Source organism: Pseudonocardia sp. ICBG1142, from assembly GCF_020496255.1.
Lineage (GTDB): Bacteria > Actinomycetota > Actinomycetes > Mycobacteriales > Pseudonocardiaceae > Pseudonocardia.
The window spans coordinates 1712788-1734448 of the sequence record NZ_JAHLJC010000030.1 but is presented as its reverse complement, the minus strand read 5'-3'; the positions used below and the strand labels follow the sequence as shown (position 1 = coordinate 1734448).

Below are 21661 nucleotides of genomic sequence, written 5' to 3'. Positions count from 1 at the left end.
CCGGAGAGGGACACCCGTGGTCCGAGATCTCGTCCTGTTCCTGCGCACCGGCCTGCGGCCGTACCGGCTCACCGTCGCCGGGATCGTGCTGCTGCAGCTGGTGCAGACCGCCGCCGTGCTGACCCTGCCCACCCTCGCCGCCGCGGTCATCGACATCGGCATCGTGCGTGGCGACGTCGGGTTCGTCGGCCGCATCGCGGCCGTGATGGCCGGGGTGGCGGTGCTGCAGGTCGTGGCGTCGGTCGCGGCCCAGTGGCTCGCCGCCCGGGTCGCCGCGCAGCTCGGCTACGACCTGCGCACCGCCGTGGTCTCGCGGGTGCTGTCGCTGTCGGCCCAGCAGGTCGGCCGGTTCGGTGTCCCGTCGCTGATCACCCGCTCGGTGAACGACGTCCGGCAGGTGCAGCAGCTGTGTCTGGCCCTGTTCGACGTCGCGGTGACGGCCGTGGTGATGTCCCTGGGCGGGCTGGCGCTGGCGACGGCCCTGGACCCGTGGATCGGGCTGGTGCTGGTGGGGCTCTTCGTGGTGGTGGCGGTGACCATCGGGCGGCTGCTGGTGCAGATGTTCCCGCTCTACGACCGGCTGCAGACCGCGACCGACCGGGTCAACCGGATCCTGCGTGAGCAGATCGCCGGGGTACGGGTGGTCCGGGCGTTCGTGCAGGACCGCCGCGAGCACGCGCGGTTCGCCGGGGCGAACCGCGAGCTCCACGACCCGGGGCTGCGGCTGGGGTACCAGATGGCGACCTTCCCGGCGCTGGTCACCCTGGTGATGAACGTGTTCGCGGTCGGCCTGGTGTGGCTGGGGGCGGGACGGGTCGACGCCGGGCTCATGCCGCTGGGTGTGCTGACGGCGGTCCTGGGCTACCTGGCGCTGATCGTGCTGTCGATGGTCATGACGATCGTCGTCATCACCGGCGCGGCCCGGGCCCGCACCTCGGTCGCCCGGCTGACCGAGGTGCTCGACGCCCCCGTCCCCGAGCAGCCCCGCGTCCCGTCGTTCCCGACGGTCGGGCCGGCCGACGGCGGCCGGGTCGAGCTGCGCGGGGTCGGACACGTCGCCCCGGGTGCCGAACGTCCGATGCTCGACGGTGTCGACCTCACCGTCGCCCCCGGCGAGACGGTCGCGGTGCTCGGCGGCACCGGCAGCGGGAAGAGCACGCTGTTGTCGCTGGTCGTGCGGCTGCTCGATCCGACGTCGGGCAGCGTCCGGGTGGACGACGTCGACGTCCGGGAGATGGATCCCGACGAGCTGGCCCGCCGGGTCGGTCTGGTGCCGCAGACCGCGCAGCTGTTCGCGGGCACCGTCGCCACGAACCTGCGGTTCGGCGCCCCCGCCGCCACCGACGAGCAGCTGTGGGACGCGCTGGCCGCCGTCCGCGCGGACGAGCTGGTGCGGGGCCTCCCGGACGGGCTGGAGTCCGCGGTCTCGCCGGACGGCCGCAACCTCTCCGGTGGACAGCGACAACGGCTCGCGCTGGCCCGCACGCTGCTGCGCAGGCCACGCGTCTACCTGCTCGACGACTGTTTCTCCGCCCTCGACACCACCACCGAACGCGAGGTGCGTGCCGGGCTGGCGGCACGGACCGGCGGCGCGACGGTGCTGCTGGTCACCCAGCGGGTCGCCACCGCGGCCACGGCGGACCGCATCGTCGTCCTCGACGGGGGCCGGATGGTGGCCTGCGGTGACCACGACACGTTGCTGCGCGAGGACCCGGTCTTCGCCGAGATCGTGCGGTCCCAGCAGGCCGTGGCCGAGCCGGTCGTCGGAGGCCTGCGATGAGCGACGGCACGACGGAGGTCACCGCGCAGGACACCGCAAACGGCACAGCGGACGGCACGGCACGGTCCGGGGGCCCGCGCGCGACGGCGAGGCGGGTCGCGGGACTGTTCGCCGCGCACCGCCCCGCGGCCGCACTGATCGTCGGGCTCGGGCTGGTGGCGACGGCGACGAACCTGCTGGGGCCCGTGCTCCTGGGGCGGGCGACCGACCTCGTCGCGGCCGGGCTGATCGGTCGCTCGGTGGGTCCGGACACCACCAAGGAGCAGGTCGTCGCCGGGCTGCGGGCGTCGGGGGACGAGACTCTCGCCCAGGTCGCCGGGACCGTCGACTTCACCCCCGGAGCGGGCGTCGACATGGCCGCCCTCGCCGCGGTCCTGACCGTCGCCGCTGTGCTGTTCGTGGGCTCGGCGCTGCTGGCCCGCTGGCAGGGCCGGGTCGTCGCGCGGGTCGTCCAGCGGATCCTGTTGGACCTGCGCGAACGTCTCGCCCGCAAGATCAGCCGGTTGCCGCTGGCCGAGCTCGACCGCACCCCGCGTGGTGACCTGCTCAGCCGGGTCACCAACGACGTCGACAACCTGCAGCAGTCGCTGCAGCTGGCCGTCGGCCAGCTCTTCGTGACGGTGGCGAACGTCGTCGGGGTGGTCGTGGTGATGGCGGTGCTGTCCCCGACGCTGGCCGCGGTGGTCGTGGTCGCGGTGCCGGTCGCCGCGGTGCTGGCCGCACGGGCGGCGCGCCGCGCGCAGCCCCGGTTCGCCGAGCTGTGGCAGGCGACCGGCGCGGTCACCACGCACGTGGAGCAGGCCTACGGCGGGCACGCCCTGGTCAGCTCGATGCGCCGCCAGCAGGCCGTCGCCGAGGAGTTCGACCGCCACAACCGGGCGCTGCGGGAGGCGGAGCGACGCGCCCAGGCCGTGACCGGCACGATCGAGCCGAGCACCCGCTTCGTGACCGACCTGGCCTACGTCCTGGTCGTCGTCGTGGGCGCCCTGCAGGTCACCGCGGGTGCGATGACGATCGGCGGCGTCCAGGCGTTCACCCAGCTCGTGATGATCTTCAGCAGGCCGGTGGTGAGCCTGGCCGGGTTCTCCGCGCAGATCCAGTCCGGACTGGCCTCGGCCGAGCGGGTGTTCGCGCTGCTCGACGCCCCCGAGCAGTCCGCCGACCCGGTCGACCCGGCCCGGCCGGCGACGGTGCGGGGGCTGGTCGAGTTCGACCGGGTGGGCTTCCGCTACCGACCCGACACGCCGCTGATCGAGGACCTGTCCCTGCGGGTGGAGCCCGGCTGCACGGTGGCGGTCGTCGGTGCGACCGGTGCCGGGAAGACGACGCTGGGCAACCTGCTGCTGCGCTTCCACGAACCGCACGCCGGGCGGGTTCTGCTCGACGGCGTCGACGTCGCGACGATGGCCCGTGACGAGCTGCGGCGCATGATCGGCGTCGTGCCGCAGGAGCCGTGGCTGTTCGGCGGCACGATCGCCGAGAACATCGCCTACGGCCGTCCGGACGCGAGCCGCGAGGAGGTCGTGGCGGCGGCGCGGGCCACCTGCGTCGACGAGATGGTGCGCCGGCTCCCCGACGGCTACGACACCGTCGTCGACGTCGACCGGCCCGGCGTCAGCGCCGGTGAGCGCCAGCTGATCACGCTGGCCCGGGCGTACCTGAGCGACCCGGCGGTACTGCTGCTCGACGAGGCGACCAGCTCCATCGACACCCGCACCGAGGTGCTGGTGCAGGAGGCGATGGCGGCGGTGCGACGCGGCCGTACCGGGTTCGTCATCGCGCACCGGCTGTCCACCGTGCGCGCCGCGGACCTGATCGTCGTCATGGACGCCGGACGGATCCTCGAGCGCGGCTCGCACTCCGAGCTCCTCGCCCGGGGCGGGGCCTACGCCCGGCTGCACGCCGCCGGGACGACCGCCGACGACGCATCTGGGGTTTTGCCCGCTGCTGCCGGGGTTGACTCCGGGCGAGGGGACGGCGCGCAGATCCGGACCCCGTGAGGCGGTACCCGCACCCGCGAAGGGACGAGATGACCACGAGCACCGAGAGCCGACCGGCCGGCGACCCGATCCCGGACGACGGCACGACGCCCTGGATCCGCCGCTACCACCCCACCCGGTCCGCGACCCGGCGGCTCGTGTGCTTCCCGCACGCCGGCGGGTCGGCCAGCTACTTCCACCCGGTCTCCGCCCGGTTCCCCGACGACGACGTGGTCGCGCTGCAGTACCCGGGGCGGCAGGACCGCCGGCACGAGCCGTGTGTCACCGACATCGACGAGCTCGCCGACCTGATCGCCGCCGAGCTGTCGCGGCTCTCGTCGCTGCCCACGGTGTTCTTCGGGCACAGCATGGGGGCGACGCTGGCCTTCGAGACCGCCTGGCGGCTCGAACGCGACGGTGCGGGCCCCGGCGCGGTGGTGGTCTCCGGCCGCCGGGGACCGACCACGAGCCGTGACGAGGCCGTGCACGAGCTCGACGACGACGGTGTCCTCGCCGAGATCACGCTGCTCGACGGCACCGACTCCGCGGTGCTCGCCGACGACGAGGTCCTCCGGATGTCGCTGCCCGCGATCCGGGGCGACTACACGGCGATCGAGGGCTACCGCTGGACCCCCGGCCGGACGCTGTCCTGCCCGCTGGTGTCGCTCACCGGGGACGCCGACCCGCGCACCACCGTCGAGGAGGCCGCGGCGTGGTCGGAGGTGGCCACCGGGGGCTTCCGCTCCCGGGTGTTCCCCGTCGGGCACTTCTTCATCGCCGCGCAGGCGGCCGCGGTCCAGGCCGAGCTCGCCCGCGAGCTGGACGGCGTGGCCCGGTGAGCCGGCCGGCCGCCGTCGCGCTGTGGGTGCTGCAGGTGGTGCTCGCGCTGGTGTTCGTGGGCTCGGCGTTCGGGAAGCTCACCGGCGACCCGGCGATCGTGGCGGTCTTCGACGCGCTCGGTCCCCTGGCCTGGCTCCGCTACCCGGTCGCGGTGGCGGAGATCGTCGGCGCGGTCGGGCTGCTCGTCCCGGCGACGACGGCACTCGCCGCCGCCGCGCTCACCCTGCTGATGCTCGGCGCGGTGTCGGTGCACCTGTTCGTCGCGGGTGGGTCCGTGGTCCCCGCACTGGTCGTGCTGGTGCTGTGCGCGGTGACGCTCGTCGGCCGCCGGAAGGATCTCCAGCGTCCGGTGACCGCCGGGCGGACGGGACCCGCCGGCGAACGGTCCTGACCCGCTTCGCCGGGGCCCGCCCCGAGCCCTTGCCCTCCTCCGCCGCGCCCGGAACCGTCACCGGAGACGACCCCGGAACCGACCTGCAGGAGGAGACCCGATGACCGCCGTCCAGGAGCCGCGCACCAGCGCGAGCCACCCGCTGGCCCCGACCACGGAGGCCGAGGTCACCGCCGTCCGCGAGGTCCTCGTCGCGGCCGGGCTGCTCACCGAGCACGTCCGCTTCGCGTTCTTCGCCCCCGAGGAGCCGCCCAAGTCCGAGGTCCTCGCCCACTCCGACGGCGCCGACGTCGACCGCAGCTTCCGCGCGGTGCTGCTGGACCTGGGCACCGGCCGCTCCCACGACACGGTCGTCTCGGCCACCCGGTGCGAGCTGGTCTCCTGCCGGGAGCTGGAGCCCGAGCGGGAGGGGCAGCCGCCGATCATCGACTCGGAGTTCGAGTTCATCGAGGACGTCCTGAACGCCTCGCCGGACTGGCTCGCCGCGCTGGAGCAGCGCGGGCTGGAGCCCGCCTCGGTGCGCGCGGTGCCGCTCTCGGCCGGCGTCTACGACATCCCCGGCGAGAAGGGCCGCCGGCCCGCGCGCGCCTTCGGGTTCCGTCAGGACCACGAGGCCGACCACGCCTGGGCGCACCCCGTCGACGGGCTCGTCGCCTACGTCGACCTGACCGCCCGCACGGTCGACCGGGTGATCGACACCGGCGTCGTGCCGGTGCCCGCGACCAGCGGGAACTTCGACGATCCTGCCGTGCAGGGCGAGCACATGACCTCGCTGCGGCCGATCGAGATCACCCAGCCCGAGGGCCGCTCGTTCACCGTGGAGGACGGTCGCGTCCGCTGGGGCAAGTGGGACCTGCGCGTCGGGTTCAACGAGCGCGAGGGCCTGACCCTGCACCAGATCGCCTTCGACGACCGTCCGATCTGCTACCGCGCCTCGGTCGCGGAGATGGTCGTGCCCTACGCCGACCCGGCGCCGGTGCGGTTCTGGCAGAACTACTTCGACTGCGGCGAGTACATGTTCGCCCGCTACGCCGACTCCCTGCAGCTGGGCTGCGACTGCCTCGGCGACATCCACTACCTCGACGCGGTGGTCGCCGACGACCTCGGCAACCCGCGCACGATCACCAACGCCATCTGCCTGCACGAGGAGGACCACGGCGTCCTCTGGAAGCACACCGACATCTTCACCGGCGCCCGCGAGGTGCGCCGCCAGCGCCGCCTGGTGATCTCGTTCTTCACCCCGATCGGCAACTACGACTACGGCTTCTACTGGTACCTCTACCTCGACGGCACCATCGAGCTGGAGTGCAAGGCGACCGGCATCGTGTTCACCTCCGGCACGCCGGGCGAGTACGCCACCGAGGTCGCCCCGGGCCTGGGTGCGCCGTTCCACCAGCATCTGTTCTCGGCGCGGCTGGACATGACCGTGGACGGCACCGCGAACGCCGTCGAGGAGGTCGAGGCGGTCCGTGTGCCGATGGGCGAGGGCAACCCCCACGGCAACGCGTTCGCCCGGTCGGCGACCCGGCTGACCCGCGAGTCCCACGCCCAGCGGGACGCCGACCCGGGGTCGGGGCGGGTCTGGCACGTCGTCAACACCGAGAAGACCAACGCGCTGGGACGCCCGGTCGGCTACGTCCTGCACCCGCACGGGCAGCCCACGCTGCTGGCGGACCCGGCCTCGTCGATCCACGCGCGGGCGACGTTCGCCGCGAAGGCGCTGTGGGTGACCCGCTACGACCCGGCGCAGCGCTACCCGGCCGGTGACTTCGTCAACCAGAACCCGGGTGGGGACGGGCTGCCGTCCTGGGTGGCCGCGGACCGCGACCTCGACGGCCAGGACGTCGTGCTGTGGCACACCTTCGGGCTGACCCACTTCCCGCGCCCGGAGGACTGGCCGGTCATGCCGGTCGACCACACCGGCTTCGTGCTCAAGCCGGCCGGGTTCTTCGACCGCAACCCCACCCTCGACGTCCCGCCGGCGCCGACGAGCTGCCACTGACCGCCCCCTCCCGGCCGGCGCCGCCCAGGTCGTCCCGCCGCCGCACGGGTTCCGTCCCGTGCGGCGGCCCCGGCACCCGTGCGGCGCCCGCGGGTGCCCGACGACGGGCGGGGTGTGACGACGGCGCCGGGCCGGGCGGGGCGCAGCGGTGGCGGACTAGGGTCGGTCCCGACCGCTCCACCCCGTCGCACCAGGAGGAACCCCGTGGCTCTCGCCGCCGGTGACCAGATCCCCGACGTCACCCTGATGACCCCGTCCGCCGAGGGGCCGAAGCCCGTGCAGAGCGCCTCGGTGCTCGGCACCGGCACCGTCGTGCTGTTCGGTGTGCCCGGCGCGTTCACCCCGGCCTGCTCCGACACCCACCTGCCCGGCTTCGTCCTGCGCCGCGACGAGCTCAAGGCCAAGGGCGTCGACACCGTGGCCTGCACCTCGGTCAACGACGCGTTCGTCCTGGAGGCCTGGGCCGAGTCCCGCGGCGCCGGCGACGCGGTGCTCATGCTCGCCGACGGCAACGGCGACTTCGCCAAGACCGCCGGCCTGGACATGGACGGCTCGTCGTTCGGGCTCGGCACCCGCTCGAAGCGCTACGCCGCGATCGTCACCGACGGCGTCGTGCGCTGGATCGGTGTCGAGGACGTCCCGTCCTCGGTGGACGTCTCCGGCGTCGAGTCCGTGCTCGCGCAGCTCTGAGGTTCCGGGCCGACCGGCACGCGGGCCTACACTGGCCCGCGTGCCGAAGGTCCTGGGCTCGCTCGCCACGCACCGCGAGCAGGTCCGTGAGCGCGTGTTCGACGCGCTGCGTGTGCAGCTCTACGAGCGCGGCTTCGACACGGTGACCCTGTCCGGGGTCGCCTCGGCCGCCGGTGTGGGGCGTTCGGCGCTCTACAACCACTTCCCCGACCGCCAGGCCCTGCTCGTCGCCTTCGTCGAGCACGAGGCGCAGCGCTACGTCGCCGATCTCGACGCCGCGCTGGCCGATGCGCCGGGCCCGCGCGAACGACTCGCCACCTTCTCCCGGCTCCAGCTGCGCCGCCTCGCCGAGTTCCACCTCCCGCCCGGCCAGGCACTGGCCGGCGCGCTCGACCCGGCCGCCTACCGCCGGATCGCCGCGCACGCCGACCCCATCGGGGACCGGCTGGTCGCGGTGCTGCGCGAGGGCGCGGCCGCGGGCTGCATGGTCGAGGACGACCCCCGGGTGCTCGCCGCCGTCGTCGCCGGGGCGCTGTCGAGCAGGCGGATCGTCGACGTCGACCCGGCCGAGCTCGACGCCACGGTGGAGACCGCGGTCGCGGCCGTGCTGCGAGCGGTCTCGACGGTTGCGCGCGACTGAGGCTAGCCTTACTCGTGTTCGCGCCCTAGCATCGTGATCTGACACGGTGTCAGATCCGGCGCCGTGCCGTCGCACCAGACGTCACGTCACGGGAGGGCCGATGGCCGCCACGACCCCCATCGCGGGCACGCTGTCCGCCGATCTCCGCCAGGCTGTCTGGGCGGTCCACGAACGGGCGCACCACTCGTCCTACATGGGCGCGCTGCTCGACGGCGCCCTCCCGCTGGACGCCTACACCCTGCTCGCCGAGCAGTACATCGCGATCTACACCGCGCTGGAGGCGGCCGGGGACACCCTGGCCGCCGACCCGGTCGCGGCCCCGTTCGTCATCGACGAGCTGCGCCGGGTGCCCGCACTGCACGCCGATCTCGACGCACTGGGCGGCGGGGTCCCGCGGGTCCTGCCCGCGACCGCGGCCTACGTGGCGCGGCTGCGCGAGACCGCGGCGGACCCGGCGCTGTTCGTGGCCCACCACTACACCCGCTACCTGGGTGACCTGGCCGGCGGCCAGGTCGTCGGGAAGATCCTGCAGCGCACCTACGGCATCGACGGGCCGGGGCGGCTGTTCTACGACTTCACGGCCCTCGGCAGTCCCTCGGCGTTCCGGGCCCGCTACCGCGCCCTGCTCGACGACGCCCCCTGGACGCCGGCGCAGCGCGAGCGGCTGCTCGCCGAGGCGGTGCACGCCTTCGAGCTGAACATCGCCGTGCTCACCGAGATGGCGCAGGAGGTCGGGCTCGGGCAGCCGCTGGCGTCCTGAGCCGGAATCGGGGGAACTAGGATCGACGCCCGTCCCCCGACCACGATCCCAGGAGTGTCCCGGTGTCCAGCCCCGGCATCGACCCGGACGAGCTCGCGACCGCGCTGAAGGTACTGGCCCAGGTCGACGAGCTGCCACCCGAACACCCCGACGCCGTGGTCGTCCGGCGGGCGACCGCCGGGATCTGGAAGTCGGTGCGGCTGCGGCGTCGCGCGGAGAAGCGCCAGGCCGAGAAGTCCTCCGACGAGGCCGTCACCGCCGCCACCGCGACCGGGGCGGCCGGACGCATCGACGACGAGACCGCCGGGATCCCGCTGGTGTCGACCACCCCCGGCGCGACGGCGGGGACCCTGCACCGCGCCCGCGGCTGCTACGTGTGCAAGACGCGCTACACCGTCGTCGACGCCTTCTACCACCAGCTGTGCCAGGACTGCGCCGCCGCGCACCGCGCGCACCGCGAGGCCCGCACCGACCTGACCGGGCGCCGCGCGCTGCTCACCGGCGGCCGCGCCAAGATCGGGATGTACATCGCGCTGCGGCTGCTGCGCGACGGTGCGCACCTCACGATCACCACCCGCTTCCCGCGCGACGCCGCCCGGCGCTTCGCCGCACTGCCCGACTCGGCGCAGTGGCTGCACCGGCTGCGGGTGATCGGGGTGGACCTGCGCGACCCGGCCCAGGTCGTCGCGGTCGCCGACGAGGTCGCCGCCGCCGGACCGCTCGACATCCTGGTGAACAACGCCGCACAGACGGTGCGCCGCTCCCCCGGCTCGTACTCCGCGCTGGAGGCGGCCGAGCAGGAGGAGCTGCCCGCGGGCGAGCTGCCGGAGATCGTGTCGTTCACCAGCGCCTCGCGCGAGCACCCGGTCCTGCTCGCCGGGGCGGTCCCGGGCGGGCGCGACCTGGCCGCGCTGGCGACGACGGCCCGTTCGGCGTCGCCGGAGCGGATGGCCGACGGCACCGCGGTCGACGCGGGCGGTCTGCTCCCCGACACCGCGGCGGTCAACAGCTGGGTCGACCACGTCCAGCACGTGGACCCGCTCGAGCTGCTCGAGGTGCAGCTGTGCAACCAGACGGCGCCGTTCGTGCTGGTCTCGCGGCTGCGCCCGGCGATGGCGGCGTCGAGCGCACGCAACAAGTACGTCGTGAACGTCTCGGCGATGGAGGGCGTGTTCGGCCGCGGCTGCAAGGGGCCCGGGCACCCGCACACCAACATGGCCAAGGCCGCGCTGAACATGCTGACCCGCACCAGTGCCGGGGAGATGTTCGCGACCGACCGGATCCTGATGACCGCGGTGGACACCGGCTGGATCACCGACGAGCGGCCGCACCCGATGAAGCTGCGCCTGGCCGAGGAGGGGTTCCACGCACCGCTCGACCTCGCCGACGGCGCCGCCCGGGTCTACCACCCGATCGTCGCCGGGGAGGCCGGGGAGGACCTGCACGGAGTGTTCCTGAAGAACTACCGCGTGTCGTCCTGGTAGAGGGGTCCGGCCGTCCCTGTCGGGGGTCGCCGCTACCGTGCGGTCCGTGCTGGAGATCCATCGGGCCGAACGCGCCGACACCCTCGTGGAGGCGCTCGCCGACGTGCTGGCGGTCGGCTCGGGTAACCCGTTCGCGGCCGAGACCGTCGCGGGCCCCGAGCGCGGGGTGGAGCGCTGGCTGGCCCAGCGGCTGGCACACCGGCTGGGTGCGGGGTCGGGCAGCGGCGGGGTCTGCGCGAACGTCCGGTTCCCGGCCCCGGCCGCGCTGCTCGGCGGGGTCGTCGCGCACGTCACCGGCACGGACCCGGCGACCGACCCGTGGTCGCCCGGCCGGTCGGTGTGGCCGCTGCTGGAGCTGATCGACGAGGCCGTCGCCACGTCCGGGGACGACCGGTTCACCGCCCTGGCCGCACACCTGGAGCGTGGTGGGCACGGCCGCCGCTACGCGCTCGCCCGCACACTGGCCGGGCTGTTCGGCTCCTACGCCACCCACCGCCCCGAGCTGCTGCGCCGCTGGCGCGCCGGGGAGGACGCGGTGCCCGCCGACCTGCGGTGGCAGCCCGAGCTGTGGCGGCGCCTGCGCACGGCGCTCGGGGTCCCCGGTCCCGCCGAGCGGCTCGACGAGGCGGTGGCCCTGCTGCGCGGGGGCGCCGACCCGGGACCCGAGGTGGGGCCGCGGCTGTCGTTGTTCGGCCCGACCCGGCTGGCCGCCGAGCACCTGGCCGTCCTGGAGTCCCTCGCGGCGCACCGGGAGGTCCACCTGTGGCTGCCGCACCCGTCGCCGGTGATGTGGGAGGCGGTGCGCGCCGGGCGTTCGCCGGGGGTGCCGTCGCGTGCCACCGACACCAGCGCCGAGGCGGTCCGTCACCCGCTGCTGCGCTCGCTCGGCCGCGACACCCGGGAGCTGGCGCTGCGGCTGCCCCCGGCCGGGCCCACGGTGGCCGACACCCACCACCCGGCCCCCGCCGACACCGGCCCGCCGACGCTGCTGCGCCGCCTGCAGGCCGCGCTGCGCGACGACGCCGTGCCGCCCGCCCCCGCGGACCGTCCGCTGCTCGACCCGGCCGACCGCAGCGTCGCGCTGCACTCCTGCCACGGCCCGGACCGGCAGGTGGAGGTGCTGCGCGAGGTGCTGCTCGGGCTACTCGCCGCGGACCCGGACCTGGAGCCGCGCGACATCATCGTCATGTGCCCGGACATCGAGGTGTTCGCGCCGCTGATCACCGCCTCCTTCGGTCTCGCCCCGGACGCGGACACCCCGGACGGCGCGGGCCCGTCCCGCGAGGAGCTGCACCCCGGGCACCGGCTGCGGGTGCGCCTGGCCGACCGGGCGCTGCGCCAGGCGAACCCGCTGCTGGGCACCGTGTCGTCGCTGCTGGAGCTCGCCGGGTCCCGGGTCAGTGCCTCCCAGGTGCTCGACCTGGTCGCCTCCGCCCCGGTGCGGCGCCGATTCCGCTTCGACGACGACGCGCTGGAGCGGCTGTCCGAGCTGGTCACCGCGGCCGGGGTGCGGTGGGGGCTCGACGCCGCGCACCGCCGGCCCTACCGGCTCGAGGGGGTCGGGCAGAACACCTGGCGAGCCGGTCTGGACCGGATGCTCGTCGGCGTCGCGATGGCCGAGACACCGGGCGCCCCGGCCTGGCTGGGCACCGCTCTGCCGCTGGACGAGGTCGACTCCTCCGACGTGGACCTGGTCGGGCGGCTCGCCGAGTTCGTCGACCGGCTCGCGACCGTGCTCGGTGCGCTGCGCGGGCCGCAGCCGCTGTCGGCGTGGGTGGACGCGCTGGTCGAGGGGCTGTCGGCGCTGACCGACACCACCCCGACCGACGCCTGGCAGGCCGGGCAGGCGCGCGCGGAGCTGGCCGACGTCGTCGCCTCCGCGGGGCCGCAGGCCGCCACCGTCGACCTCGACCTGCCCGACGTGCGCGGTCTGCTCGCCGAGCGGCTGCGCGGTCGGCCCAGCCGGGCGAACTTCCGGACCGGCACGCTGACCGTCGCGACCTTGGTCCCGATGCGGGCCGTCCCGCACAAGGTGGTGTGCCTGCTGGGCTGCGACGACGAGGTGTTCCCCCGCGCGGGCGCCTCCGACGGGGACGACGTGCTGGCCCGGGATCCCGTCGTCGGCGAGCGCGACCCGCGCGGGGAGGACCGCCAGCTGCTGCTCGACGCGATCTGCTCGGCCACCCGGCACCTGGTCGTGGTGTCCTCCGGTGCCGACGAGCGCACCGGGGCCGACCGACCGCCGTCGGTACCGGTCGGGGAGCTGTGCGACGCGATCGACGCCTGCGTGCGGACCACCTCCGGCACCCCCGCCTCACGGGCGCTGCGGGCCCGGCACCCGCTGCAGCCCTTCGACCGGCGCAACTTCACCCCCGGCGCGCTGCTGGCCGACGGGCCGTTCAGCTTCGACCGGGCCGCGCTGCGCGGCGCCGAGGCCGCGGCCGGGCCGCGCACCGTGACCCCGCTGTTCGGTGCGGACCCGCTGCCCCCGCCGGAGGACCCGCCGGACGGGGTGGTCGAGCTCGACGAGCTGGTCGCGTTCGTCGAGCACCCGGTGCGGGCGTTCCTGCGCCAGCGGGTGCGGGTGCTGCCGCCGGAGGAGAACGTCGAGCCCGACGACGCGCTGCCGGTCGAGCTCGACGGCCTGGCCACCTGGAAGATCGGTGACCGGCTGCTGACCGACCGGCTCGCCGGGGCCGCACCGCAGGCCGTGGCGCGGGCCGAGACGCTGCGCGGGGACCTCCCGCCCGGCGGGATCGGCCACCGGGTCCTCACCGAGGTCGGCGGGCAGGTCGAGCCGCTGGTCGCCGTCGCCGCGTCGGTCGCGACCGGCGAGGCGGGCTCGCAGGACCTCGTCGCGCAGCTCACCGGCACCCCCGAGGACGGCCGCGCCGTCGCCGGGACGGTGCCGGGCCTGCACGGCGACGTCGTGGTGCGTCTCGAGTACTCGCGGCTCAAGGCCAAGCACCGGCTGCGGGCCTGGGTGCAGCTGCTCGCGCTCACCGCCGCACACCCCGGCCGGTCCTGGACGGCGGTGACCGTCGGCCGCGGCCCCGGCGGCGCGGCGCGCTCGGTACTCGGCCCGGTCGACCCCGGCCTGGCCCGTCGCACCCTGGCCGACCTGGTCGCGCTGCGCCGCGAGGGGCTGCGGGCGCCGCTGCCGCTGCCGACCGACGCCGCCGCCGTCTACGCCCGCAACCGCGCCCGCGGCGTGGTCCCCGCCAACGCGTTCGCCGCGGCGGAGAGCGAGTGGTCGCGCTTCGAGCACGCCGAGGCCCCGCACGTCTTCGTCCGGGGCGGCGCGGGCGGCCCGCTGGTCGTCCGTCCCGAGCCCGGTTCCGGCGGTGAGCCCACCCGGTTCGGGGAGCTCGCCGTCCGGTTGTGGGCACCGCTGCTCGACCACGAGAGGCAGGACGCGCCGTGAGCACCACGAGCCTGCTGTCGGCACCGACCTTCGACGTCGACGGCCCGCTGCCGACCGGCACCGTCGTGCTGGAGGCGAGTGCGGGGACGGGCAAGACCTACACGATCGCCGCGCTCGCGACCCGCTACGTCGCCGAGGGCGTCGCGGACCTGGACCGGCTGATGCTGGTCACCTTCGGCCGCGACGCCACCCAGGAGCTGCGCGAGCGGGTCCGGGAGCGGTTGGTGGGCACCGAGCGCGCGCTGGCCGCGGTGCTCGCCGGCGCCACCCCGCCGACTCCCGACGCGGACCCGGTCGTCGCGCACCTGGCCGCCACCGACCCGGCCGAGCTGGAGCGGCGCCGGGCCCGGCTGGCCGTGGCCTCGGCGTCGTTCGACGCGGCCACGATCGCCACCACCCACCAGTTCTGCATGCAGATGCTGGCGGGGCTGGGCGTGGCCGGGGACAACGACCCGGACGCGGAGTTCGTCGACCACGTCGACGACGTCGTCACCGAGGTCGTCGACGACTTCTACGTGCGCAAGTACGCCGCGCCGAACGCGGGCCGCCCGGCGTTCGACCGGGCCGCGGCGCTGGCGCTGGCCCGCCGCGCCGTCGGCGACCCGCAGGCCGAGCTGGAGCCCCGCGACGCCGACCCGACCACCCCGGCCGCCACCCGCTACGGCTTCGCCTCCGCGGTGCGCCGCGAGGTCGACGCCCGCAAGCGGCGCGCCCGCATCTACAGCTACGACGACATGCTCACCCGCCTCGCGACGGCGCTGCGCGACCCGGTCCGCGGCCCCGCCGCCCGGGAACGGCTCCGGTCACGGTTCTCGGTGGTGCTCGTCGACGAGTTCCAGGACACCGACCCGCCGCAGTGGGAGATCCTCTCCCTGGCCTTCCACTCCGCCCCGGGGACCACCCTGGTGCTGATCGGCGACCCGAAGCAGGCGATCTACGCCTTCCGCGGCGCCGACGTGCACAGCTACCTGCGGGCCGCCGACGCGGCGGCGACGAAGCGCACCCTGTCGACGAACCGCCGCAGCGACGCGGCGCTGCTCACCGCGCTGGACGCGGTGTTCGGCGAGGCCACCCTCGGCGACCCCGGGATCGTCGTCCACCCGGTCCGGGCCCACCACACCGGGCGGCGGCTGACCGCCCGGCACGACGCCCCGCTGCGGCTGCGGCTGATCGACCGGGACCGGCTCGACCTGACCGGGCGCGGCCTGGCCCGGGCCAAGGGCGCCCGCGCGGTCGTGGCCCGCGACGTCGCCGTCGACCTGTCGCAGCTGCTCGACGGCACCGCCCGCTTCGCGGGGGACCAGCTGCGCCCCGGCCAGGTCGCGGTGCTGGTAAGGACCAACGCCCAGGGCATGCTGGTGCGGGACGCCTGCGCCGAGGCCGGGGTGCCCGCCGTGCTCACCGGCACCAGCAGCGTGTTCACCACGCCGGTCGCCGCGGAGTGGCTGACGCTGTTGGAGGCCGTCGAGCAGCCGCAACGCTCGATGCGGCTGCGCGCCGCCGCGCTGACCCGGTTCGTCGGGCACACCGTCGCCGACCTGTGCGGGCCCGACGCCGAGGGACTGGTCGACCAGCTCGGCGCGGACCTGCGGGCCTGGCACCAGGTCCTCGCCGAGCGCGGGGTCGCCGCGCTGCAGGAGGCGGTGTTCGCCCGCTACGCCCCCGCCGAACGCCTGCTGCGCAGCCCCGACGGCGAGCGCGACCTCACCGACGTGCGCCACGTCGGCCAGGTGCTGCACTCCGCGGCGCTGGAACGACACCTGGGCCCGACGGCCCTCACCGAGTGGCTGCGGCACCGGATCGGCGAGGCCGCCCGCGACACCTCGGCCGAGCGGAGCCGGCGGTTGGAGTCCGACGCCGACGCCGTCCAGATCGTGACGGTGCACCGGTCCAAGGGGCTCGAGTTCCCGGTCGTGTACCTGCCCTTCGCGTGGGACCGCTGGGTGGACGACCGGCCCGAGACGCTGCTCTACCACGACACCCCGCCCGGCTCCGACGGTCCGCGGCGGCTGCTCGACGTCGGCGGGTCCACCGGCCCGGACCGCACCCGGCGCACCGCGCTGCACCAGGCCGAGGAGGCCGGCGAGGACCTCCGCCTGCTGTACGTGGCGCTCACCCGCGCCTGCAGCCAGGTCGTCGCCTGGTGGGTCCCCGGGACCACGACGGCGGCGTCGTCGCTGCACCGGGTGCTGTTCGGGCACGCCGGGCCCGGCGCGGATCCGGAGCCGACCGCGAAGGTCCCCGGCGACGCGAACGCGCTGGCGTTCCTGCGGGAACGGCTCGCCCCGGCCGGCGCGTCGGTGGAGACCGTGAGCGACCGCGACCCCGTCGGGCGCACCCCGGTCCCGCCGGGCGCCGAACCGGCCGTCGCGACGTTCTCCCGCACCCTGGACACCGCGTGGCGGCGCACCTCCTACACCGCGCTGACCGCGGCGGCGCACGCCGCGCACCACCCGCACCCGGCCGTCGACGCCGAGCCGGAGCCGGTCGCGACCGCCCCCGGGGTGCTGACCGAGCCCGAGGACGAGGGCATCGTCGACGAGCCCGACGCCGCTCCGCTCCCCGGTGCCGGCGGAGGCACCGCGACGGGCGCCGCCGACCCGGCCGCGTTCCCCTCCCCCATGGCCGACCTGCCCTCCGGAACCGGGTTCGGCACCCTGGTGCACGCCGTGCTGGAGCACCTCGACACCACCACCGCGGCCGGGGGCGACACCGCGCTGCGCGCCGAGGTCGTTGCGCACGTCACCGAGGAGCTGCGCCACCAGCCGGCCGACCTCGATCCCGACGAGCTCGCCGACGCGCTCGTCCCGGTGCTGCGGACCCCGCTCGGGCCGAGCGCGTCCGGGCTCGCGCTGGCCGACGTCGCCCCGGGCGACCGACTGTCCGAGCTGGACTTCGAGCTGCCGTTGTGCGGCGGGGACACCCCGACCGGGCGGCTCACCCTGTCCGGGCTGGCCGCCGCGGTCCGCAGGCACCTCGGGTCCGACGACCCGCTGCACGGCTACGCCGACCTGCTCGACTCCCCCGACCTCGCTGGGCAGCCGCTGCGCGGCTACCTGACCGGCAGCATCGACTCGGTGCTGCGGATCCGCGACGGGGCCGGGGAGCGGTTCCTCGTCGTGGACTACAAGACGAACTGGCTGGGCCCGACCGGCCCGTCCGGGCGCGACCCGCTGACCGCGGCGCACTACACCGCCGACCGGCTGGCCACGGCGATGGCCGACGCGCACTACCCGCTCCAGGCCCTGCTCTACGCTGTCGCACTGCACCGCTACCTGCGGTGGCGGCTGCCCGGCTACGACCCGGACACCCACCTCGGCGGGGTCGGCTACCTGTTCCTGCGCGGCATGTGCGGGCCGGACACCCCGGTCACCGGGTCCGGGCCGCTGGCCGCGCCCTGCGGTGTCTTCGCCTGGCGGCCACCCGCCGCCCTGGTCGAGGAGCTGTCGGACCTGCTGGACGGAGGCACCCCGTGACGACGACCGCACCCTCCACCCCGGCACCGACGGCAGCGACGGCAGCACCGCCGGTGCCACCGGCCCCCGAACGGGACCCGTTCGGCCCGCGGGCCGCCCGCACCGCGACGGGGGTGCTCGCCGCGTTCAACGAGGCCGAGATCCTCGCACCGGGAGACATCCACGTCGCCCGGCGGCTCGCCGCCCTCGGCGGGCGCGGCGACCCGACCGCCGCCGACGATCCGGCCACCCCCGAACCCGAACCCGTGGTGCTGGCCGCCGCGCTCGCCGTCCGCGCGATCCGCAACGGGTCGGTGTGCGTGGACCTGGCCAGCGCCGCGGACACGACCGCCGGCGAGGGCGAGGTCGCCGTCGACGTGTCCGGGCTGCCCTGGCCGGAGCCCGCGGCGTGGCGCGCGGCGTGCGCGGCGAGCCCGCTGGTCGCCGTCGGCGAGGACGGTCCCGCCGGACGGCCGCTGCGCCTGCTCGGGGACCTGCTCTACCTGGAGCGCTACTGGCAGGAGGAGGAGCTGGTCCGGCGCGAGTTCACCGCGCGCGCCGGGCCGGTGGCGGCCGGCGACCCCGACCGGCTGTGCGCGGCGCTGGACCGGCTGCTCGGCGACCCCGGCGCCGAACGGCAGCGCCTCGCCGCCGCGGTCGCCGCGCTGCGACCGGTCGCCGTGATCGCCGGTGGCCCCGGCACCGGCAAGACGACGACGGTCGCGGCCCTGCTCGCCGTCCTGCACGACCTGCACCGCGCGACCGCCCCGCCGGGGGCGCCGGGTCTGCGGGTGGCGCTCGCCGCGCCGACCGGGAAGGCCGCGGCCCGGCTGACCCAGTCCGTCGCCGAGGCCCACGGGCGGCTGCCGGAGACCGACCGGGCCGCCGTCGCGGGGGCGACCGCGTCGACACTGCACCGGCTGCTGGGCTCGCGGGGCACCTCGGGCCGGTTCCGCCACCACCGCGGCAACCGGCTGCCGCACGACGTCGTGGTCGTCGACGAGACGTCGATGGTGTCGCTGACGATGATGGCGCGGCTGCTGGAGGCCGTCCGGCCCGACGCCCGGCTGGTGCTGGTCGGGGACCCGGAGCAGCTCGCCTCGGTGGAGGCCGGCGCGGTGCTCGGCGACCTCGCCGCCGCGGGCGGGCGGGCCGAGCCCGCGCTGCAGGACGCACTGGCCGCCTGCGGCGCGTTCCGCGTGGACCGGCCCGTCCCGGCATCCGGTACCGCGGTCACACCGGCGCCCGCCGAGCCCGGACCGCCCGTCGTGGTCCGCAACGGGGTGGTGCGGCTGGAGCGCAACTGGCGCTTCGGCGGCACGATCGCGGACTTCGCGGCCGCCGTGCAGGACGCCGACGCCGACACCGCCGTCGCCCTGCTGCGTCGCGGCGCGGCCGACCTGTCCTTCGTTGACGGCGACGCGGCCGAGATCGAGCCGTCCCGGCTGGACACCTTCCGCCAGGACGTGGTCCGGGCCGCGGTGGACGTGATCGGTGCGGCCGATGCCGGGGACTCCGCACGGGCGCTGCGGGTGCTCGACGACCACCGCGTCCTCTGCGCGCACCGCCGCGGCCCGCACGGGGTGGCCCGCTGGACCGCGGAGATCGAGCGGTGGATCGAGACCGAGCGTCCCGGATTCGCCGCCGAGGCCCCCTGGTACCCGGGTCGTCCGTTGCTGGTCACCACGAACGACTACGACCTCGGGCTGTTCAACGGCGACACCGGGGTCGTGGTCCGGACCGCATCCGGGCGCCGCGCGGTGTTCGCCCGGGACAACTCCTCGGTCGCGTTCGAGCCGGCCCGGCTCGGTGGTGTCGGCACCGTCCACGCGATGACGGTGCACCGCAGCCAGGGCAGCCAGTTCCGGCGGATCACCGTCGTGCTGCCGCCCGCGGACTCACCGCTGATGACCCGTGAGCTGCTCTACACCGCCGTCACCCGGGCGAAGGAGGCCGTGCGGATCATCGGCACCGAGGAGGCGGTGCGCGCCGCGATCGGCCGCCCCGCCGGGCGTGCGAGCGGCCTGCAGCAGCGGCTCGGGACCTGAGGTCCCGGGCCGCGCCGGCGCGGGCACGGCTCACGCGGCCGGCGGGGCCTGCTGCTTCTGCTTGCGGCCCGCCTGCACCGAGACGAGCACCACCAGTGCCAGGCTGATCCACAGTGCGTACTTGTCGATGGCGAGCACCACGTCGACGGCGTGCTGCCCGAGCCCGAACCCGAGCCCGGCGACGAGTCCGGTGATCAGCGCGGCACCGATCGCGTCGAACAGCAGAAAGGTCCAGAGCCGCATCTTCCCCAGGCCGGCGACGGCGAACACCGCCGCGGCCGGGATGCCGGGCAGCGCGGACGCGACGACGGCGATCGGCATCGCCCAGCGCGGCCAGCTGCGGATCCGGCCGACGAACCGCTTCGCGAGGTCACCGGGCGCCCACAACGCGACGATCTTCTCACCCCACCGGCGCCCGGCCAGCCAGAACAACCAGTCGAACTTGATCATCCCGAACACGCCGGCGGCGATCACGACCCACAGGTCCGCCTCCCCGATCCGGGCGAACGCCGCGCCCGCGCCGACCGCGGAGAGGCTGCCGGTGACCGCGGCGAGCCACACCGGGTGCGACGCCAGCAGGAACGGCCGCAGCGGCATCGTCGCCAGCATGAACACGAGCAGGCCGAGGGTGGAGAAGACGAGCACCTTGTCGCCGCGCGACATCGGGTGGTCCCACGGCATCGCATCGCGCCAGGCCTGCTTGCCCGCCTCGATCTCCTCCGGGCTGTAGTCGCGCCGCCACCACCGCGTCCGTGCGGGGGCCTCGCCGTCCCCGTCGGGGACCGCCCCGTCCGCGGCGGGTGCCACCTGCTCCCCGGCGGGCGCGGCTCGTCCGGTGTGGTCGTTCGTCATCGTCGTCCCCTCGTCCGATGGCGTTCCCTCGGCACAGGACCCTAGGCCGGACGGGGTCCTGTCCGAATCCGCAGGGAGGACGACATGCCCACCGCCCCGTCCTCGTCCGGGCGGAGGAGGAAACCGCTCGGCGGCGTCCCGCGGCGCGGCTACGCTCCCGCTCTGTGCCGCCCGCCGCACCGACCGACGGACCTCTCCTCGACGCACCCGTCGCCCTGCGTCCGCTGGTGCGCGCCGACCTGCCCCTGCTGCAACGCTGGCTGGCCGCGCCGCACGTGCACCGGTGGTGGTTCCACGAGACCACCGACGAGGCCCTCGAACACGACTTCGGGGCGGGGCTGTGCGGGGAGGAACCGGGCGAGGACCTCGTCGCCGAGCTCGGCGGTGTCCCGGTCGGGCTGGTCCAACGCGCCCGCTGGGCCGGAGAAGGCCGGGTTCCGCCGGATCGCGACCGGGGAGCTGCCCCCCGACAACCCGGCCGACCCCCCGCTGTCCCACGTGCTCCGGCTCGACCGACCCGCCCGTCCGGGATGATCGCCGGATGACTCCCGTGACCAGCGCCGGCCTCCTGCTCCACCGGACCGGCCCGAACGGCCCGCAGGTACTGCTCGGCCACATGGGCGGACCGTTCTGGGCCCGCAAGGACGACCACGCCTGGTCCCTGCCCAAGGGCGAGCACCCTCCCGACGAGAGCCCGCTCGACGCGGCCCGCCGCGAGTTCACCGAGGAGATCGGTGCCCCGCCACCCGACGGCGACCCGGTCCCGCTCGGCACGGTCCGCCAGTCCCGCAAGACCGTCACCGCCTTCGCGCTGGACGGGTCCGGCTTCACCGGCGCCGACGCCGTCGCCGACCGTCCCGACGACGGCAGCTGGGTCGAGATGGAGTGGCCGCCCCGCTCCGGGCGCACCCTGCGCTTCCCGGAGCTGGACCGCGCCGCGTGGTTCGACCTCGCGACCGCCCGGGAGAAGATCGTGAAGGGGCAGGTGCCGCTGCTGGACAGGTTGGCGGAGCTGCTCGGCGGGTAGTCGACCCCCATGGCGAACAGCATCAAGGACGAGGAGATGTACGAGCGCCTCCGCGAGGAGGGCAACTCCAAGGAGAAGTCCGCGCGGATCGCGAACGCCGCGGCGGCGCAGGGACGCGACACCGTCGGACGGCGTGGCGGTGAGCACGGCGACTACGAGAACCAGACCCGCAACGAGCTCTACGCGCAGGCGCAGAAGGTCGGCATCGAGGGCCGCTCGGACATGACCAAGGACGAGCTGATCGAGGCCCTGCGGAAGCACTGACCGGCGGCCTGGCAGGGTCGCGGGC

16 protein-coding genes are annotated in these 21661 nt (G+C 75.5%); 15 read left to right on the top strand and 1 reads right to left on the bottom strand.

Translation table 11 applies throughout. The features are described 5' to 3' along the window. The first annotated feature begins 16 nt into the window (after nt 1-16). The 12 genes from KPL59_RS22635 (at nt 17) to recD (ending at nt 19493) form a co-directional block, all read left to right on the top strand. The gene (locus KPL59_RS22635; protein ID WP_226358277.1) at nt 17-1780 is read left to right on the top strand and encodes an ABC transporter ATP-binding protein; all 1764 of its coding nucleotides are present in this window, start codon (nt 17-19) and stop codon (nt 1778-1780) included. Then, on the top strand, nt 1777-3780 hold the full coding sequence (locus tag KPL59_RS22630; protein WP_226358278.1) for an ABC transporter ATP-binding protein: 2004 nt from the start codon (nt 1777-1779) through the stop codon (nt 3778-3780). Before KPL59_RS22635 ends, KPL59_RS22630 begins: the two co-directional genes overlap by 4 nt. Nucleotides 3781-3809: 29 nt before the next feature. Further along, complete coding sequence (locus tag KPL59_RS22625) at nt 3810-4598, top strand: thioesterase II family protein (protein WP_226361892.1); 789 nt, start codon at nt 3810-3812, stop codon at nt 4596-4598. Next, complete coding sequence (locus KPL59_RS22620; RefSeq protein ID WP_226358279.1) at nt 4595-4990, top strand: DoxX family protein; 396 nt, start codon at nt 4595-4597, stop codon at nt 4988-4990. Before KPL59_RS22625 ends, KPL59_RS22620 begins: the two co-directional genes overlap by 4 nt. A gap of 100 nt (nt 4991-5090) precedes the next feature. After that, entirely contained in the window at nt 5091-6992 is a 1902-nt protein-coding gene (locus tag KPL59_RS22615) for a primary-amine oxidase (protein ID WP_226361891.1), read from the top strand. Between the two features lie 204 nt (nt 6993-7196). Continuing rightward, nucleotides 7197-7682 (top strand): peroxiredoxin, encoded by a 486-nt coding sequence (locus KPL59_RS22610; protein ID WP_060712110.1) that lies wholly within the window; start codon nt 7197-7199, stop codon nt 7680-7682. A gap of 40 nt (nt 7683-7722) precedes the next feature. Next, on the top strand, nt 7723-8322 hold the full coding sequence (locus KPL59_RS22605; protein WP_226361890.1) for a TetR/AcrR family transcriptional regulator: 600 nt from the start codon (nt 7723-7725) through the stop codon (nt 8320-8322). 100 nt (nt 8323-8422) lie between these two features. Further along, entirely contained in the window at nt 8423-9082 is a 660-nt protein-coding gene (locus KPL59_RS22600; protein WP_226358281.1) for a heme oxygenase (biliverdin-producing), read from the top strand. A gap of 62 nt (nt 9083-9144) precedes the next feature. Then, entirely contained in the window at nt 9145-10566 is a 1422-nt protein-coding gene (locus tag KPL59_RS22595) for an SDR family NAD(P)-dependent oxidoreductase (RefSeq protein WP_226361889.1), read from the top strand. Nucleotides 10567-10612: 46 nt separating this feature from the next. After that, complete coding sequence (gene recC / locus KPL59_RS22590) at nt 10613-13990, top strand: exodeoxyribonuclease V subunit gamma (RefSeq protein ID WP_226361888.1); 3378 nt, start codon at nt 10613-10615, stop codon at nt 13988-13990. Further along, the gene (locus KPL59_RS22585) at nt 13987-17466 is read left to right on the top strand and encodes a UvrD-helicase domain-containing protein (RefSeq protein WP_226361887.1); all 3480 of its coding nucleotides are present in this window, start codon (nt 13987-13989) and stop codon (nt 17464-17466) included. The genes recC and KPL59_RS22585 overlap by 4 nt, the downstream gene beginning before the upstream one ends. Next, complete coding sequence (gene recD, locus KPL59_RS22580) at nt 17463-19493, top strand: exodeoxyribonuclease V subunit alpha (protein ID WP_226361886.1); 2031 nt, start codon at nt 17463-17465, stop codon at nt 19491-19493. The genes KPL59_RS22585 and recD overlap by 4 nt, the downstream gene beginning before the upstream one ends. 30 nt (nt 19494-19523) lie before the next feature. Here the strand turns inward: recD and KPL59_RS22575 are convergent, their stop codons facing one another. Continuing rightward, entirely contained in the window at nt 19524-20345 is an 822-nt protein-coding gene (locus KPL59_RS22575) for a DedA family protein (protein ID WP_226358285.1), read from the bottom strand. 164 nt (nt 20346-20509) lie between these two features. Here KPL59_RS22575 and KPL59_RS22570 point away from each other — a divergent pair, with 164 nt between their 5' ends. From KPL59_RS22570 to KPL59_RS22560, 3 genes are read left to right on the top strand one after another with little or no spacing between them, the layout of a single operon-like run. Continuing rightward, a complete protein-coding gene (locus KPL59_RS22570; protein WP_226361885.1) occupies nt 20510-20890 on the top strand; it encodes a GNAT family N-acetyltransferase in 381 nt (126 codons plus the stop codon). Next, a complete protein-coding gene (locus KPL59_RS22565) occupies nt 20887-21372 on the top strand; it encodes an NUDIX domain-containing protein (RefSeq protein ID WP_226358294.1) in 486 nt (161 codons plus the stop codon). Before KPL59_RS22570 ends, KPL59_RS22565 begins: the two co-directional genes overlap by 4 nt. A gap of 36 nt (nt 21373-21408) precedes the next feature. After that, complete coding sequence (locus tag KPL59_RS22560) at nt 21409-21636, top strand: Rho termination factor N-terminal domain-containing protein (RefSeq protein ID WP_226361884.1); 228 nt, start codon at nt 21409-21411, stop codon at nt 21634-21636. Nucleotides 21637-21661: the final 25 nt, after the last annotated feature.

What these genes read in the sequence shown, in the direction of transcription:
- KPL59_RS22615 (WP_226361891.1), top strand. Translation starts at nt 5,091, where the DNA reads ATGACCGCCGTCCAGGAGCCGCGCACCAGCGCGAGCCACCCGCTGGCC.
- KPL59_RS22565 (WP_226358294.1), top strand. Translation starts at nt 20,887, where the DNA reads ATGACTCCCGTGACCAGCGCCGGCCTCCTGCTCCACCGGACCGGCCCG.
- KPL59_RS22575 (WP_226358285.1), bottom strand. Translation starts at nt 20,345, where the DNA reads ATGACGAACGACCACACCGGACGAGCCGCGCCCGCCGGGGAGCAGGTG.
- KPL59_RS22625 (WP_226361892.1), top strand. Translation starts at nt 3,810, where the DNA reads ATGACCACGAGCACCGAGAGCCGACCGGCCGGCGACCCGATCCCGGAC.
- KPL59_RS22600 (WP_226358281.1), top strand. Translation starts at nt 8,423, where the DNA reads ATGGCCGCCACGACCCCCATCGCGGGCACGCTGTCCGCCGATCTCCGC.
- KPL59_RS22560 (WP_226361884.1), top strand. Translation starts at nt 21,409, where the DNA reads ATGTACGAGCGCCTCCGCGAGGAGGGCAACTCCAAGGAGAAGTCCGCG.
- KPL59_RS22630 (WP_226358278.1), top strand. Translation starts at nt 1,777, where the DNA reads ATGAGCGACGGCACGACGGAGGTCACCGCGCAGGACACCGCAAACGGC.